The following is a 15,252-nucleotide window of genomic DNA, read 5'->3' on the forward strand; positions in this document are numbered from 1 at the left end:
CAGAGGCAGGCGGTACGCGAACAATATCTGCCCAAGCCCGATGTTCCGGTATTCCGGCCTCGGTTTTTTTGTGGCTTCTGCCATGCTAGACCCCTACTATGTAGTAACACTAATTCGCAATTTTAGCGCCTTTTTATATCGCGCTGCAGCGAAATCCACGACGGGGACGGCTGGTGCACGCGCAAGCAAAGGCACATGGGGAAGGACGCCGCGTCGTTCGCGCGGCCGCCCGTCAACTCAAATCATTCTGATAGTAGTACCCGGTTGTGACATACCATCCACGACGCACTTCGACGGGCCGGTCTCCATAGGTATAGGACACGCGCTCGACGGATAGCAATGGAAAACCTGCGGGCACCTTGAGAAGATCGGCCACCGTGGGCTCGGCGGCCACGGCGCGGATCTTCTCGGTCGCGCGGATCATGCGCGTGCCGAACTCCGTCTCGAACATCGCGTAGAGCGGACCCTTGTACTCGGCAAGGCGCTCGCTCGTGAGACCGCGGAAAATGCCGCCGGGCAGCCAGATCTCGTCGAGCACGGTGCTCTCGCCGTCGAACTGAAGCAGACGCCGGATCAACACCACCGGGTCGGAGGGCTTCAGGTCGAGCTGGCGCGCGATCTCGGCCGAGGCGCGCAGACGGCGGCATTCGAGCAGCCGGCTCACGTGCGGGTGTTCAGCGCCGTCATCGGCGAGTAATCTCAGAAAGCGAAACTGGGCGCGCTCTTCGTTGTGCGTTGCAACAAAGGTGCCCTTGCCCTGGCGGCGCACCAGCAGGTTGTCGGCAGCCAGTTCGTCGATCGCCTTGCGTACGGTCCCCTGGCTCACCTTGTAACGGGCGGCCAGTTCGACTTCGCTGGGGATGATTTCACCGGGCTTCCATTCGCCGGACTCGAGGCTCTGCGTAATGAGCCCCTTGATCTGCTGGTACAGCGGACTGAATGTCGGGGATGGCGGAACCGCGGGCGCAGACGCCTGAACGCCGCTCTCGGGAGCGGGAGGATTCGCGTTGCTGGCCGGGTTTGCACTCATGGCGCGCATTTCAACATAAAGCCCCCCACGCATCAAGCATTTTGGCTGTAATAGATATGTCTTATATAAGACATAAGATACTGTTGACTTTGACCCTGACGGCTCCTACACTCCCGTTCGAGCAAGGGTTTGCGGGCGGGTTGCCGGCCGGTTTCAGGACTTGAAACCGGCGCGATGCAGGGGCTTCGCCGGTTGCCGGCGGTTGCATCCACCCCGTGGCGCACGCGTCGCAGTCCGCCTTGCGCCATGCTGTTCCCTTACGCAGTAAACGCAGTAGTGGTTTCGATCCGCCCGGCCAGCGCGCCAGATGCAGCCTGACTGCATGCCATGCGCGCCGCGCATCTGTGGACCAGCCCGAGCGAGCTGTTGCAGGAGTCGGCACACGCGAAGCGGCCAGCGTCAGGCGCCCCTCGAAGGGCGACCCGTTCACCTCTTGCCTTGTTGCACAGGTTACCGGCACGGCGGTCCGCGCCGGCGGCTCGCATCACCGCCCGGCAGTCCATGATGTCCGGGCAAGGCGCGCACGCCAGCAAGAAGGATCGCCTGTTTCACCTACGCTTCGTGTATCGCGCATATAGAATGGCGTTTTACCCTGGCGTCTAACGCATCTTCCTGGAGATTTTCAATGGCTAAGCCCGCAAAGCGCGTTGCCGTCACCGGCGCCGCAGGTCAGATCGCTTACTCCCTGCTGTTCCGCATTGCGAACGGCGACCTGCTCGGCAAGGATCAGCCCGTCATCCTGCAACTGCTCGACCTGCCGCAAGCGCAAGCCGCCGTCAAAGGCGTCGTGATGGAACTGGACGACTGCGCATTCCCGCTGCTCGCGGGCGTGGTCATCACCGACGACCCGAAGGTCGCGTTCAAGGACGCCGACGTCGCCCTGCTGGTTGGCGCACGTCCGCGCTCGAAGGGCATGGAGCGTAAGGACCTGCTCTCGGCAAACGCCGAAATCTTCACGGTTCAGGGCAAGGCGCTGAACGACGTCGCCAGCCGCGACGTGAAGGTGCTGGTCGTCGGCAACCCGGCCAACACGAACGCCTACATCGCCATGAAGTCGGCTCCGGACCTGCCGAAGAAGAACTTCACGGCCATGCTGCGTCTGGACCACAACCGCGCGCTCTCGCAACTGGCCGCCAAGTCGGGCAAGCCGGTTGCTTCGATCGAGAAGCTGGCTGTGTGGGGCAACCACTCGCCGACGATGTACCCCGACTTCCGCGTCGCCACGGCCGAAGGCCAGTCGCTGACCGCGCTGATCAACGACGACGAATGGAACCGCAACACGTTCATCCCGACCGTGGGCAAGCGCGGCGCGGCGATCATCGAAGCACGCGGCCTCTCGTCGGCGGCATCGGCGGCCAACGCGGCAATCGACCACGTGCGTGACTGGGTCCTCGGCACGAACGGCAAGTGGGTCACGATGGGCATTCCGTCGGACGGCTCGTACGGCATCCCCGAAGACATCATCTACGGCGTGCCGGTGACCTGCGAAAACGGCGAATACAAGCGCGTTGAAGGCCTCGAAATCGACGCCTTCTCGCGTGAAAAGATGGACGGCACGCTGAACGAACTGCTCGAAGAGCGCGAAGGCGTGGCTCACCTGCTCGGCAAGTAAGCGGGCAGTACGAACGGAACGCGCTTCATGCGCGTGCGGCCCCGCCAGCGGGGCCGCGCCACGGGCCGCCAGGCGAAACTCGCCCAGCGCGGCCCGATCCGCATGCGCCTTGCCAGACGCCTTCCGGCGGCAGGACGCATTCGAATCCGGTTTCCCCTCCAACACTCGACCGACCGCCGACGCCGAAGATGCGCGCCATCACACCCGCCGAAGTGCTGTTTGACGGCGAAGCGCCGCCCGCCATCCTGCCCGCATGCGATCACTACGCGGGCAGCGAGAAACTGATGCTGAAGTCGCTTGCGCTCCAGCAACAGCTCGGTCCGGTATTCGACATCACCCTCGACTGCGAAGACGGCGCCCAGGTGGGCCGCGAGGCCGAGCACGCCGAACTCGTGGCGTCGTTCATCGGCGGCGAGCACGACCGCTTCGGTCGCGTGGGCGTGCGCATCCACGACTTCCATCACCCGCACTGGCGCGACGACGTGCGCCTGATCTTGCGCGCCGCAAAGCGCGCGCCGGCCTTCATCATGCTGCCGAAGATCCGCGCCGTGGGCGACGCCGCCGAAATGACGGCGTTCATCGAAGCCACGCGCGTCGAACTCGGCATCGACAAACCCATTCCCGTGCAACTGCTGGTCGAAACGCATGGCGCGCTCGCGCGCGTGTTCGACCTCGCCGCGCTGCGCGGCGTGGAGTCGCTGAGCTTCGGCCTGATGGACTTCGTCTCCGCGCACGACGGCGCGATTCCCGACACGGCAATGCGCTCGCCGGGCCAGTTCGATCACCCGCTCGTGCGCCGCGCGAAGCTCGAAATCGCGGCGGCTTGCCACGCGTTCGGCCGCGTGCCCTCGCACAACGTGAGCACGGAAGTGCGCGACATGGACGTGGTGGCGAACGACGCGCGCCGCGCGCGCAATGAGTTCGGCTACACGCGCATGTGGAGCATCCACCCCGCGCAGATTCCCGCGATCGTGGCCGCATTCGCCCCGCGCGACGAAGAAATCACCCTGGCCACTGACATCCTGCTGGCCGCGCAGCATGCGCAATGGGGTCCGACGCGCCATGGCGACACGCTGCACGACCGCGCGAGCTACCGCTACTACTGGTCGGTGCTGCGCCGCGCCCGCTCGACGGGCCGCGCCGTACCGGCCGAGGCGGCGCCGCTGTTCGGCGCGGGCGGCGACACGGCGGGCGCGCCGGTGAGGGAGCGGGCCTGATGCGTATGCGGCGCGTGGCCGCGGAAAACGTTTTCAACGTACTCCGCCACGACCGCAAAACGGGCCTCGCGCCGCGTCGCGCAGCAATGACGGACAAGGGGTGTTACAGGCAGTTACTTGCGAACCATGGCGCAAACAACACCGGACCGGAGAAATTGCGGTCCGTGGCGATAAATAGGTGAAAATAGCGTCCGCTGCGTGCTTTCGGGGCGCGCGCAGTGCAACCGGCGGCCGCAATCCGCAGCCGCGCACTGATCAACCGATTTAGAGAGATAAAGGTTTGACTTCCATGAAGAAACTGCTGATCGCCGCTGTTATCGGCACCCTGTCCTCGACGATGATGCTGGCCGCTACCGACGCCGCCGCGCAAGGCACGACGACCACGGCCAAGAAGCCGGCTCCGAAGCACAAGATCATCAAGCGCAAGGCCAACCCGGCCAAGGAAGCGAAGGTCGATCCGGTCCCGGCGGGCTCGGAGCACTGGAGCTGTGCCGAAGGCATGCAATTCGACCTGAAGGGCGACATGGCGCGTGACCAGATCGTCACCGTTCACTGGGCGAACAAGAACTACAACCTGCCGCGCCAGACCACGACCACGGGCGCCGACCGCTTCCACGACGCCGCCACCGGTCTTGACCTCGTCGTGATCCCGACCAAGGCCATGCTGTTCTCCGACAAGGACAGCTCGCGTCTCGCCGACGAGTGCAAGACGGTTGCCATGCAGCAAGGCGCAATGGCGCCGACGCAGGCAAACGCCCTGAACCCGGCCAACCGCGCGGCTGAAGGCGCAAGCGGCGCAGCGGGTCAGTAAGGACCACGGGAACGCCCCGATGTCCGCTCCGATCTCCAACGTCAGGCCGCAGCCGGATCAGGTACTGGTCGATATCGTCGACTACGTGCTGAACGGGGTTGGCAGCGCGCTCGCGCTGACCACGGCCCGGCATTGCCTGATCGATACCCTCGGCTGCGGACTCGAGGCGCTCTCCTACCCCGCCTGCACCAAGCTGCTCGGACCGATCGTGCCGGGCACGATCGTCCCGCACGGCGCGAAGGTGCCGGGCACCCAGTTTCAGCTCGACCCGGTTCAGGCTGCGTTCAACATTGGCGCGATGATCCGCTGGCTCGACTTCAACGACACGTGGCTCGCCGCCGAATGGGGCCATCCGTCGGACAACCTGGGCGGCATTCTCGCGACCGCCGACTGGCTCTCGCGCACCGCCGTCGCCCAGGGCAAGCCACCGCTCACCATGAAGCACGTGCTTGAAGGCATGGTGAAGGCGCACGAGATCCAGGGCTGCATTGCGCTGGAAAACTCGTTCAACAAGGTCGGTCTCGACCATGTACTGCTCGTGAAGCTCGCCTCGACCGCCGTGGTCGGGCAAATGCTCGGGCTCACGCGCGACGAACTCATCAACGCCGTGTCGCTCGCGATGGTCGACGGCCAGTCGCTGCGCACCTACCGCCACGCGCCCAATACGGGCTCGCGCAAGTCGTGGGCCGCCGGCGACGCCACCTCGCGCGCCGTGCGCCTCGCGCTCATGGCGAAAACGGGCGAAATGGGCTATCCCTCGGCGCTCACGGCGAAAACGTGGGGCTTTTACGACGTCTCGTTCAAGGGACAGCCGTTCCGTTTCCAGCGCCCCTACGGCACGTACGTGATGGAAAACGTGCTGTTCAAGATTTCGTTCCCCGCCGAATTCCACGCGCAGACCGCGGCCGAAGCCGCGATGACGCTGCACGGCGTGCTCGCGCAACGCGGCTTGACGGACGGGGACATCAAACGCATCACCATCCGCACGCACGAAGCGGCAATCCGTATCATCGACAAAAGCGGACCGCTCGCGAACCCCGCCGACCGCGACCACTGCATCCAGTATATGGTCGCCGTGCCGCTGATCTTCGGGCGCCTGACGGCCGCCGATTACGAAGACGACGTGGCGCATGACCCGCGCATCGACGCGCTGCGTGCGAAAACAGTGTGCGTGGAAGACCCGCAGTTCACGAAGGATTATCACGACCCCGCGAAGCGCTCGATCGCAAACGCGTTGACCGTCGAACTGAACGACGGCACGATGCTTGACGAGGTCGTAGTGGAGTACCCGATCGGCCACAAGCGACGCCGCGATGAAGGCATCCCGCTGTTGATCGAGAAGTTCCGCACCAACCTCGCGCGCCGCTTCCCCGCGAAGCAGCAGCAGGCGATTCTCGATGTCTCGCTGGACGAGGCGCGGCTGTGCGCCTTGCCCGTCAACGAGTACGTCGACTTGTACGTCATCTGAGCAGCAAACAGACAGGTATCAGTCACAGCAGCAACCGTGCAGTAAGCGTTATTTCCGCGATTAAACGAAGGAAAACACCATGGCCCACAACCTCCACAAAACGCTAAAGGAATTCGACAGCGGCTCCGGCAAAGGCAAGTTCTACTCGCTGCCGCAACTCGGCAAGCAGCTTGGCGTGAAGATCAATCGCCTGCCGGTCTCGATCCGTCTCGTGCTCGAGTCTGTGCTGCGTAACTACGACGGCAAGAAGATCGCGGAAGAGCACATCGAGCAACTCGCGAACTGGAAGCCGAGCGCCACGCGCGTCGACGAAATCCCGTTCGTCGTCGCCCGCGTCGTGCTGCAAGACTTCACCGGCGTGCCGCTGCTCGCCGACATCGCCGCCATGCGCGGCGTGGCCAAGCAGGTCGGCAAAGACCCGAAGGTCATCGAGCCGCTCGTGCCGGTGGACCTCGTGGTCGACCACTCGGTGCAGATCGACTACTTCCGCCAGAAGGACGCGCTCGACCTGAACATGAAACTGGAATTCCAGCGCAACAACGAGCGCTACCAGTTCATGAAGTGGGGCATGCAGGCGTTCGACACGTTCAAGGTCGTGCCGCCGGGCATCGGCATCGTCCACCAGGTGAACCTGGAATACCTCGCGCGCGGCGTGCACAAGAAGGCTGAAGGCGGCGACACCGTCTACTACCCGGACACGCTCGTCGGCACCGACTCGCACACCACGATGATCAACGGCATCGGCGTGGTGGGCTGGGGCGTGGGCGGCATCGAAGCCGAAGCCGGCATGCTCGGCCAGCCGGTGTACTTCCTCACGCCGGACGTGGTGGGCGTCGAGCTCAAGGGCAAGCTGCGCGAAGGCTGCACGGCAACCGACCTCGTGCTGACCATCACCGAAATGCTGCGCAAGGAGAAGGTCGTCGGCAAGTTCGTCGAGTTCTTCGGCGAAGGCACGGCGTCGATCGGCGTGCCCGACCGCGCGACCATCGGCAACATGGCGCCGGAATACGGCGCAACGATAGGCTTCTTCCCGGTCGACGAAAAGACGATCGACTACTTCAAGGGCACGGGCCGCACGCAAGCCGAGATCGACGCCTTCGCGAACTACTTCAAGGCGCAGGAACTCTTCGGCGTGCCGAAGGCCGGCGATATCGACTACACCAAGACGCTCACGCTCGACCTCGGCACGGTTGCGCCGTCGCTGGCGGGTCCGAAGCGCCCGCAAGACCGCATCGAAATCGGCAACGTGAAGTCGACCTTCACGGACCTGTTCTCGAAGCCGGTCGCGGAAAACGGCTTCAACAAGAAGGCCGCCGACCTCTCCGCCGAATACACGGCGGGCGAAAAGGTCAAGCTGCACAACGGCGACGTGCTGATCGCCGCGATCACGTCGTGCACGAACACGTCGAACCCGAGCGTGCTGCTGGCCGCCGGTCTGCTCGCAAAGAAGGCCGTGGAAGCCGGCCTGACGGTCGCGCCGCACATCAAGACGTCGCTCGCTCCGGGCTCGCGCATCGTCACGGAATACCTGACGAAAACGGGCTTGCTGCCGTACCTCTCGAAGCTCGGCTTCGAACTCGCGGCCTATGGCTGCACGACCTGTATCGGCAACGCGGGCGACCTCACGCCGGAACTGAACGATTCGATCGTCAAGAACGACGTCGTCGCGGCTGCGGTGCTCTCGGGCAACCGTAACTTCGAAGCGCGTATTCACCCGAACATCCGCGCGAACTTCCTGGCCTCGCCGCCGCTGGTCGTCGCTTACGCGATCGCGGGCAACATCACGCGCGACCTGATGACGGAACCGGTCGGCAAGGGCCGTGGCGGCCGCGACATCTACCTCGGCGACATCTGGCCGACGAGCGACGAAGTCAACGCGCTGCTCAAGTACGCGCTCGACCCGGACGCGTTCCAGAAGAACTACAGCCAGCTCACGAAGAAGGGCGACCTGTGGAGCAAGATCGAAGGCGAGGAAGGTCAGGTCTACGACTGGCCGAAGTCGACCTACATCGCCGAGCCGCCGTTCTTCGGCAGCCACTTCTCGATGACGCCGTCGTCGGAAGTGGCCGAGGTCAAGGGCGCGCGCGCACTGGGCATCTTCGGTGACTCGGTCACGACCGACCACATCAGCCCGGCAGGCTCGATCAAGGAAGACTCGCCCGCAGGCCGTTGGCTGAAGGAAAACGGCGTGCAGAAGGCCGACTTCAACAGCTACGGCTCGCGTCGCGGCAACCACGACGTGATGATGCGCGGCACCTTCGCGAACGTGCGGATCAAGAACCTGATGATCCCGGCGAAGGCCGACGGCACGCGCGTGGAAGGCGGCCTGACGATTCACCAGCCGAGCGGCGAACAACTGTCGATTTACGACGCCGCCATGAAGTACATCGACGCCGGCACGCCGACCATGGTGTTCGCGGGTGAAGAGTACGGCACGGGTTCGTCGCGCGACTGGGCGGCCAAGGGCACGCAACTGCTGGGCGTGAAGGCCGTGGTCGCACGCAGCTTCGAGCGTATCCACCGCTCGAACCTGGTCGGCATGGGCGTTCTGCCGTTGCAGTTCAAGGGCTCGGACAGCGTTCAGTCGCTCGGCCTGACCGGCGAGGAAACGTTCGACATCGAAGGCCTGACGGACGACTTCAAGCCGCAACAGGACCTGACGCTTGTGATCCGCCGCAAGGATGGCAAGGAAGAGCGCGTCCAGGTGCTGCTGCGTATCGACACGCCGATCGAAGTCGACTACTACAAGCACGGCGGTATTCTGCCGTTCGTGCTGCGTTCGCTGCTGGCCGCCTAACTGGCAGCTTGACTGGCAGCGCAAGCAGACAGTTTTTGCAGGTGCCGCGCCCGGCAACGGGTGCGGTCACACTTGGAGCCCGACGAAAGTCGGGCTTTTTTTTCGCCTGTGCCTGGAATCGGGTTACTCGATCAGCTTGTTCAATGTCGCGAACTCAATCAGCGCGGCGAGCGACGACACGCCGAGCTTGTCGAGCACGCGGGTCTTGTATGTGCTGACAGTTTTATCTGAAAGCCCGAGTCGCGCCGCGATGCCCTTGTTGCTCATGCCACGCGCCAGGTACTGCAACACTTCGACTTCGCGCGGCGAGAGCCCGTTGAGCGCCACGTCGCGGCCGCCACCGCAACTGCCCACCGGAAAGCAGTCGTAACCGAGCAGCACCGCCTTGACGACGCCGCACAGCTCCTCGACACCGCGGTTCTTGTTCACATAGCCGTTCGCGCCCGCCACGCGCGTGTGATTGGCCATGACCAGCTCGGGCTTGGCCGAGAGCACGAGAATGCGCGCGTCGGGCTGCTTCGCGCGGATCCCGCGGATGACGGAAAGGCCGTCGAGCCGGGGCAGTTCGAGGTCGAGGATCACGAGGTCGGGTTGCAACTCCTGCACGAGGCGCAGGCCCTCTTCGCCGTCGCCGCACTCGCCCACCAGTTCGTACTCCGTGTTCAGCACGTTGGCGAGCATCTTCAGAACGATCGGATGGTCATCGATTACAACGATGCGTTTCATTTTTTGTTCCATGGCGGAGTTTGGATGTTTGACCCTTCAGCGGGAATCTCACAGCCTGAATGACACGCCATCGTTTTTGTATAGGAAAGTTCTGAAACGACCCCGCTAAGACTCTGCTCAGACCCCGTCAGTACCGCTTCAGGGTTAACCCAAAGCTCGCGCCGTTTGAATTTAACTAACGCGTGAATTAAAGTTGAGCCATGGTCACGCGCCCCTCCCCACCCTCCGCTCCTGTCGCTTCCTCTCCCCGCCCGCGCGGACGACGCCGCGCCGACGCCGACCTCGACATGCGCGAGCGGTTGCTTGCCTGCGCCACCCAACTGTTCGGCGAACAGGGCATCGCAGCGACCACCATGGCGCAGATCGCCGCGGCTGCGGGTGTGACGTCGGCGATGGTCCACTACTACTTCACGAATCGCGAAAAGCTGCTGGACGCCGTGGTCGAAGAGCGCATCGCCCGCTTGATCGCCTTCGTGTGGGAAAGCGTGGAGGGCGACGCCGCGCACGACCCGCATGCGCTCGTAGAAGAACTCGTCACGCGTCTGTTCGACGTCACCGCGCGCATGCCCTGGCTGCCGCCGCTCTGGCTGCGCGAAATCGTCAACGAAGGTGGCCTGTTGCGCGAGCGCATGATCAAGCGTCTGCCCATCGAACAACTGCAACGCTTTGCCGCACGCATCGGCGAGGCGCAGCACGACGGCCGCGTCAACGCCGAACTCGAAGCGCCGCTGCTCTTCATCTCGATCCTCGCGCTCGTCATGCTGCCGCTCGCGACTTCGAAGCTCTGGCAAAGCGCGCGCGGCTTTCCCAGGATCGAACGCGAAGCGCTGCACCGCCACGTGAGCGCACTGTTGCGCGCGGCATTGCGGCCCGCTGCGCAGGAAAAGCGCGGGCGCCGCGCGACGACCGCCAAAGGGGAAACGTCATGAAACGCCGGACGCTGCGGGCGTACGCCTTCGTGTTCGCGCTCGCGTTCGTGCTCACGGCATGCTCTCGCAGCGAGAACGCGCGCTGGCAAGGCTATGCCGAAGGCGAGTATGTGTATCTCGCGTCGTCGCAGTCGGGCACGCTCACGGACCTCGCGGTCAAGCGCGGCCAAACCGTGGCCGCCAATGTGCCCGTCTTCGCGCTCGAAGCGGTCGAGGAAACGGCCGCGCGCGACGAAGCACAGCATCGCGTCACGGCCGCGCAGCAACAGCTCGCCGACCTGGAAACCGGCAAGCGCCCGCCCGAAGTGCGCGTGACCGAGGCACAGCTCGCGCAGGCCGAGGCCAACGCGCGCAAGGCCTCCCTTCAGCTCACGCGCGACGAGGCGCAACTGCGCGCGGGCGGCATCGCGCAGGCGCAGCTCGACGACTCGCGCGCCCAGGCCGCATCCACCGCCGCGCAGGTACGCGAGCTGCAAAACCAGGTGCGCGTGGCGAACCTGCCGGGCCGCACCGCGCAAATCGCCGCGCAAGCGGCCGAGGCCGAAGCCGCGCGCGCCTCGCTCGCGCAGGCGCAATGGCGGCTCGACCAGAAGCGCGTGAGTGCGCCGAGCGGCGGCCTTGTCTACGACACGCTGTTTCGCGTGGGCGAGTGGGTGCAGGCGGGCAACCCCGTCGTGCAGATGCTGCCGCCGCAAAACGTGAAAGTGCGCTTCTTCGTGCCCGAGACGATAGTCGGCTCGCTCGCCCCCGGCCGCAAGGTGAACGTGCGTTGCGACGGCTGCGCCGCCGACGTGCCCGCCACGATCACGTGGATTTCGAACGCCGCCGAATACACCCCGCCCGTCATCTACAGCAACGAGAATCGCGCGAAGCTGATTTTCATGATCGAGGCGCGGCCTTCGGAACAAGACGCCGTGAAGCTGCATCCGGGCCAACCGGTCGAGGTGACGCTGCAATGAGCGCACCTGGAGCGGGCAACGGCGACTACGCCATCGACGTACGCAATCTCAACAAGCGTTTCGGCAGCAAGCACGTCGTGAACGATGTCACGCTGCGCGTGGCGCGCGGCGAGATATTCGGCTTTCTCGGGCCGAACGGCAGCGGCAAGACCACGTCGATCCGCCTCATGTGCGGCCTGCTCACGCCCGACTCGGGATCGGGCACCTGCCTCGGCTACGACATCCTGCGCGAGAGCGCGCAGATCAAACGTCACGTCGGCTATATGACGCAGCGCTTCTCGTACTGGGAAGACCTGACGATCCGCGAGAATCTCGACTTCGTCGCGCGCATCTACCAGATGCCGAACCGCCGCGAAGCCGTCGATCACGCGCTCGAATCACTCGGCCTCGCGAGCCGCGCAAACCAGCTCACGGGCGCGCTTTCGGGTGGCTGGAAGCAGCGGCTCGCGCTCGCGGCCTGCATGCTGCACGAGCCCGAGCTTCTGCTGCTCGACGAACCGACCGCGGGCGTCGACCCCACCGCGCGGCGCGACTTCTGGGAAGAGTTGCACCGGCTCGCCGCGCGCGGCATCTCGGTGCTCGTGAGCACACACTACATGGATGAGGCCGAGCGCTGCCACAAGCTCGCGTATATCGCCTACGGCAAGCTGCTCACGCAGGGCACGGCCTCCGAAGTCATCGCCGAGCAGAATCTCAATACCTGGGCGATCCATGGCGAGCGGCTTTCGGCGCTCGCGGCGCAATTGCGCGAAGCGCCCGGCGTCGAGCAAACCGTCGTGTTCGGCTCCGCGCTGCACGCGAGCGGGCGCGACCATGCGGCGCTCGCCGCAGCGATCGCACGCGCCGTCGAAGGCCAGCCGCTGCGCGCCGAACGCATCGACACCGGCCTGGAAGATGTCTTCATCTATCTGATGAGCCATGTTCAGGATAACTATGCAGACAAAAGCGGAGTGACGCCGTGAAGCTGTCATTCCCGTTTTCCATGGCGCGCTGGTGGAGCATCGTGCTCAAGGAGTTCTTGCAGCTCAAGCGCGACCGCATCACGTTTGCGATGATCGTGGGCCTGCCCATCATCCAGCTCACGCTGTTCGGCTACGCCATCAACACCGACCCGAAGCATCTGCCCACGGCCATCGTCGTGGGCGAGGACAGCGTATTCGCGCGCAGCTTCGTTGCGGGCATGCGTAATTCGGCCTATTTCGACGTGATCGAAACGATGCCCGACGAAGCCACGGCGCGCCAGGCGCTCGCACGCGGCACGGTGCAGTTCGTGCTGAGCATTCCCACCGACTTTTCGCGGCGCCTCTTGCGCGGCGAGCGGCCTTCGCTGCTCGTCGAGGCCGACGCGAGCGACCCCACCGCCATCACCACCGCGCTCGCCGCGCTGCCCGGCCTCATCGGCCCCGTGGCGGCGAAAGACCTGACCGGGCCGCTTGCGCACCTGAACGGCGCGCCCGCCGCCTTCGACGTGCAGGTGCACCGGCTCTACAACCCCGAAGGCATCACGCAGTACAACGTGGTGCCGGGCCTGATGGGCGTGATCCTCACGATGACGATGGTGATGATGACGGGCCTCGCCATCACGCGCGAACGCGAACGCGGCACGATGGAGAATCTGCTCGCCACGCCCGTGCTGCCCATCGAGGTGATGACGGGCAAGATCGTCCCCTATGTGGCGATCGGGCTGATCCAGGCGACCATCATCGTGCTCGCCGCGCGCTACGTCTTCCATGTGCCGTTCGCGGGCAGTCTCATCGCGCTCTACCTCTCGGCGCTGCTTTTCATCGCGGCCAACCTCACCGTGGGCATCACGCTCTCGTCGCTCGCGCAAAACCAGTTGCAGGCCATGCAGTTGACGATGTTCTACTTCCTGCCGAGCCTGCTGCTCTCGGGCTTCATGTTTCCGTTCGGCGGCATGCCGCGCTGGGCGCAGTGGATCGGCAACCTGCTGCCGCTCACGTACTTCAACCGGCTCGTGCGCGGCATTCTGCTCAAGGGCAACGGCTGGATCGACCTGTGGCCCGCGGTGTGGCCGCTCGCCGTATTCACGGTAGCGGTGATGGCGATCGCCTTGCGCTTCTACCGGCGCACGCTCGACTAGCGCGAGATCCTCCACCATGAAGCGCTACGCACCCACCCCCTTCGTGCTGCTAATGATGCTCGCAGGCTGCACCATGGGCCCCGACTTCCACACGCCCGCCGCGCCCGACGCCACCGGCTGGACGCGCGAAGGCGTGCCGTCGGCAACCGCCGCCGCGCCCGGTCCCGGCGGCGGCGCGCAGACCTTTGCCGCCGCGGAACACGCGCCGCACGCATGGTGGACGCAGTTCGGCAGCGCCGCGCTCGACGATCTCGTCGATCAAGCCTTGCGTGCGAGCCCGACGCTCGACGCCGCGCGCGCGAAGCTCGTGGAGGCGCGCGAGAACTACAACGCCCAGGCGGGCGCGACGAATTTCCCCTCGGTCGACTTGAAGCTCTCGGGCACGCGCCAGAAGGTCGATCTTGCCGCGTTCGGCATCACCCAGGTGCCGAACCCGCCGCCGTTCACGCTCTACAACGCCTCGGTCAGCGTGTCGTATGTGTTCGATCTGTTCGGCGCGAACCGTCGCGCACTCGAAGCCACGCTGGCCCAGGTCGATTATCAGGCGTACGAACTGGAGGCCGCGCGTCTTTCGGTGGCCGCCAACGTGGTGTCCACGGCGATACGCTACGCGTCGCTGCAACAGCAGATCGCGCTCACGCGGCAACTGGCCGACACGCAGGCGCGCCAGCTCGCCATCATGCAAGCGCGTCTCGCCGCCGGCGGCGTGGCGCAAATCGACGTGCGCAGCCAGCGCACGCTGCTCGCGCAAACGCGCGCCTCGCTGCCGCCGCTCGAAACGCAGCGCGACGCCGCGGACCACCAGCTCGCGATCCTGCTGGGCGTGGCGCCGTCGAACACGCAGTTCGCGGCGCCGCTCACCGCGCTTTCGCTCGACACGCTGCATCTGCCCGACACGGTCTCGCTCACCGTGCCCTCCACGCTGGCGCGCGAGCGGCCCGACATACGCGCGAGCGAAGCGCTGCTGCATCAGGCCGGCGCGAACGTGGGCGTGGCGACCGCGAACCTCTTTCCGCAGATATCGATCTCGGCAGGCATAGGCTCGGAGCGCACGCATATCGAAGACATCGTGAGCGGGCTGAACATCTGGAACGTGGGTCTCGGCCTCACGCAGCCGCTCTTTCACGGCGGCGAATTGCGCGCGAAGAAACGTGCGGCGCAGGCCGCTTATGAGGCGGCTTTCGCGGACTATCGGCAAACCGTGCTGCAAGCGTTGCAGCAGGTCGCCGACTCGCTTCAGGCGCTGCAAAACGATGCCGTCGAATTGCAGGCGCGCGACGACGCCGCGCGCGAGGCGCAGGCCAATGCGGCGATTGCGCAGTCGCGCTACCAGGCCGGAGGCGTGAGCGAATTCTCGCTGATCGACACACAACGCCAGGCACTCCAGACGATGCTGGACCGCACGCGCGCCCACGCCGACCGACTCACCGACACGGCCGCGCTCTATCAGTCCCTGGGCGGCGCCACGCTGCCCGGCGAGGCGGACCGGATGGACGGACCAGACCAGAGGAACTAGAGGAACCAGGGAAACCAGGCGGCAACCAGCGCACCCCGGCGGCAACCGCTCGTTTCCTTTCGCTTGCGGCGCGGCTGGGCGACAAT

The 15,252-nt window shown here is 65.2% G+C and carries 12 protein-coding genes and 1 pseudogene; 10 read left to right on the plus strand and 3 right to left on the minus strand.

What is annotated here, in order from left to right:
• A pseudogene (locus tag C7401_RS45830) lies at positions 1–84 on the minus strand (succinate dehydrogenase, cytochrome b556 subunit); the annotation flags it as partial.
• 148 nt (positions 85–232) lie between these two features.
• On the minus strand, positions 233–1,039 hold the full coding sequence (locus C7401_RS38760) for a GntR family transcriptional regulator (RefSeq protein WP_372460585.1): 807 nt from the start codon (positions 1,037–1,039) through the stop codon (positions 233–235).
• Positions 1,040–1,655: 616 nt separating this feature from the next.
• Here C7401_RS38760 and C7401_RS38765 point away from each other — a divergent pair.
• The 5 genes from C7401_RS38765 to acnA all read left to right on the plus strand — a co-directional run bounded on the left by C7401_RS38765 (position 1,656) and on the right by acnA (position 8,935).
• Complete coding sequence (locus C7401_RS38765) at positions 1,656–2,642, plus strand: malate dehydrogenase (RefSeq protein ID WP_112177343.1); 987 nt, start codon at positions 1,656–1,658, stop codon at positions 2,640–2,642.
• A 188-nt stretch (positions 2,643–2,830) separates the two neighbouring features.
• Positions 2,831–3,859 carry an HpcH/HpaI aldolase/citrate lyase family protein gene (locus tag C7401_RS38770; RefSeq protein ID WP_112177344.1) on the plus strand — a complete coding sequence of 343 codons (1,029 nt, stop codon included), beginning with the start codon at positions 2,831–2,833 and terminating at the stop codon, positions 3,857–3,859.
• A gap of 289 nt (positions 3,860–4,148) precedes the next feature.
• Positions 4,149–4,670 (plus strand): hypothetical protein, encoded by a 522-nt coding sequence (locus tag C7401_RS38775; protein WP_112177345.1) that lies wholly within the window; start codon positions 4,149–4,151, stop codon positions 4,668–4,670.
• A gap of 19 nt (positions 4,671–4,689) precedes the next feature.
• On the plus strand, positions 4,690–6,138 hold the full coding sequence (locus C7401_RS38780) for a bifunctional 2-methylcitrate dehydratase/aconitate hydratase (protein WP_112177346.1): 1,449 nt from the start codon (positions 4,690–4,692) through the stop codon (positions 6,136–6,138).
• A 79-nt stretch (positions 6,139–6,217) separates the two neighbouring features.
• Positions 6,218–8,935, plus strand: coding sequence for an aconitate hydratase AcnA (acnA, locus tag C7401_RS38785; RefSeq protein ID WP_112177347.1), 2,718 nt, complete (start codon positions 6,218–6,220; stop codon positions 8,933–8,935).
• Between the two features lie 123 nt (positions 8,936–9,058).
• Here the strand turns inward: acnA and C7401_RS38790 are convergent, their stop codons facing one another.
• A complete protein-coding gene (locus C7401_RS38790; protein ID WP_112177348.1) occupies positions 9,059–9,661 on the minus strand; it encodes a response regulator transcription factor in 603 nt (200 codons plus the stop codon).
• A gap of 287 nt (positions 9,662–9,948) precedes the next feature.
• On the opposite strand from C7401_RS38790, the gene C7401_RS38795 reads away from it, so the two are divergent.
• From C7401_RS38795 to C7401_RS38815, 5 genes are read left to right on the plus strand one after another with little or no spacing between them, the layout of a single operon-like run.
• Positions 9,949–10,590, plus strand: coding sequence for a TetR/AcrR family transcriptional regulator (locus C7401_RS38795; protein WP_112177349.1), 642 nt, complete (start codon positions 9,949–9,951; stop codon positions 10,588–10,590).
• Positions 10,587–11,549, plus strand: coding sequence for an HlyD family secretion protein (locus tag C7401_RS38800; RefSeq protein WP_112177350.1), 963 nt, complete (start codon positions 10,587–10,589; stop codon positions 11,547–11,549). The genes C7401_RS38795 and C7401_RS38800 overlap by 4 nt, the downstream gene beginning before the upstream one ends.
• A complete protein-coding gene (locus C7401_RS38805; protein WP_112177351.1) occupies positions 11,546–12,511 on the plus strand; it encodes an ABC transporter ATP-binding protein in 966 nt (321 codons plus the stop codon). The genes C7401_RS38800 and C7401_RS38805 overlap by 4 nt, the downstream gene beginning before the upstream one ends.
• A gap of 20 nt (positions 12,512–12,531) precedes the next feature.
• Positions 12,532–13,650 carry an ABC transporter permease gene (locus C7401_RS38810; RefSeq protein WP_181565810.1) on the plus strand — a complete coding sequence of 373 codons (1,119 nt, stop codon included), beginning with the start codon at positions 12,532–12,534 and terminating at the stop codon, positions 13,648–13,650.
• Between the two features lie 16 nt (positions 13,651–13,666).
• On the plus strand, positions 13,667–15,166 hold the full coding sequence (locus C7401_RS38815; RefSeq protein WP_112177352.1) for an efflux transporter outer membrane subunit: 1,500 nt from the start codon (positions 13,667–13,669) through the stop codon (positions 15,164–15,166).
• The last annotated feature ends 86 nt before the right edge of the window (positions 15,167–15,252 follow it).

The sequence above is a fragment of the Paraburkholderia unamae genome, assembly GCF_003268775.1.
GTDB lineage: Bacteria > Pseudomonadota > Gammaproteobacteria > Burkholderiales > Burkholderiaceae > Paraburkholderia > Paraburkholderia unamae.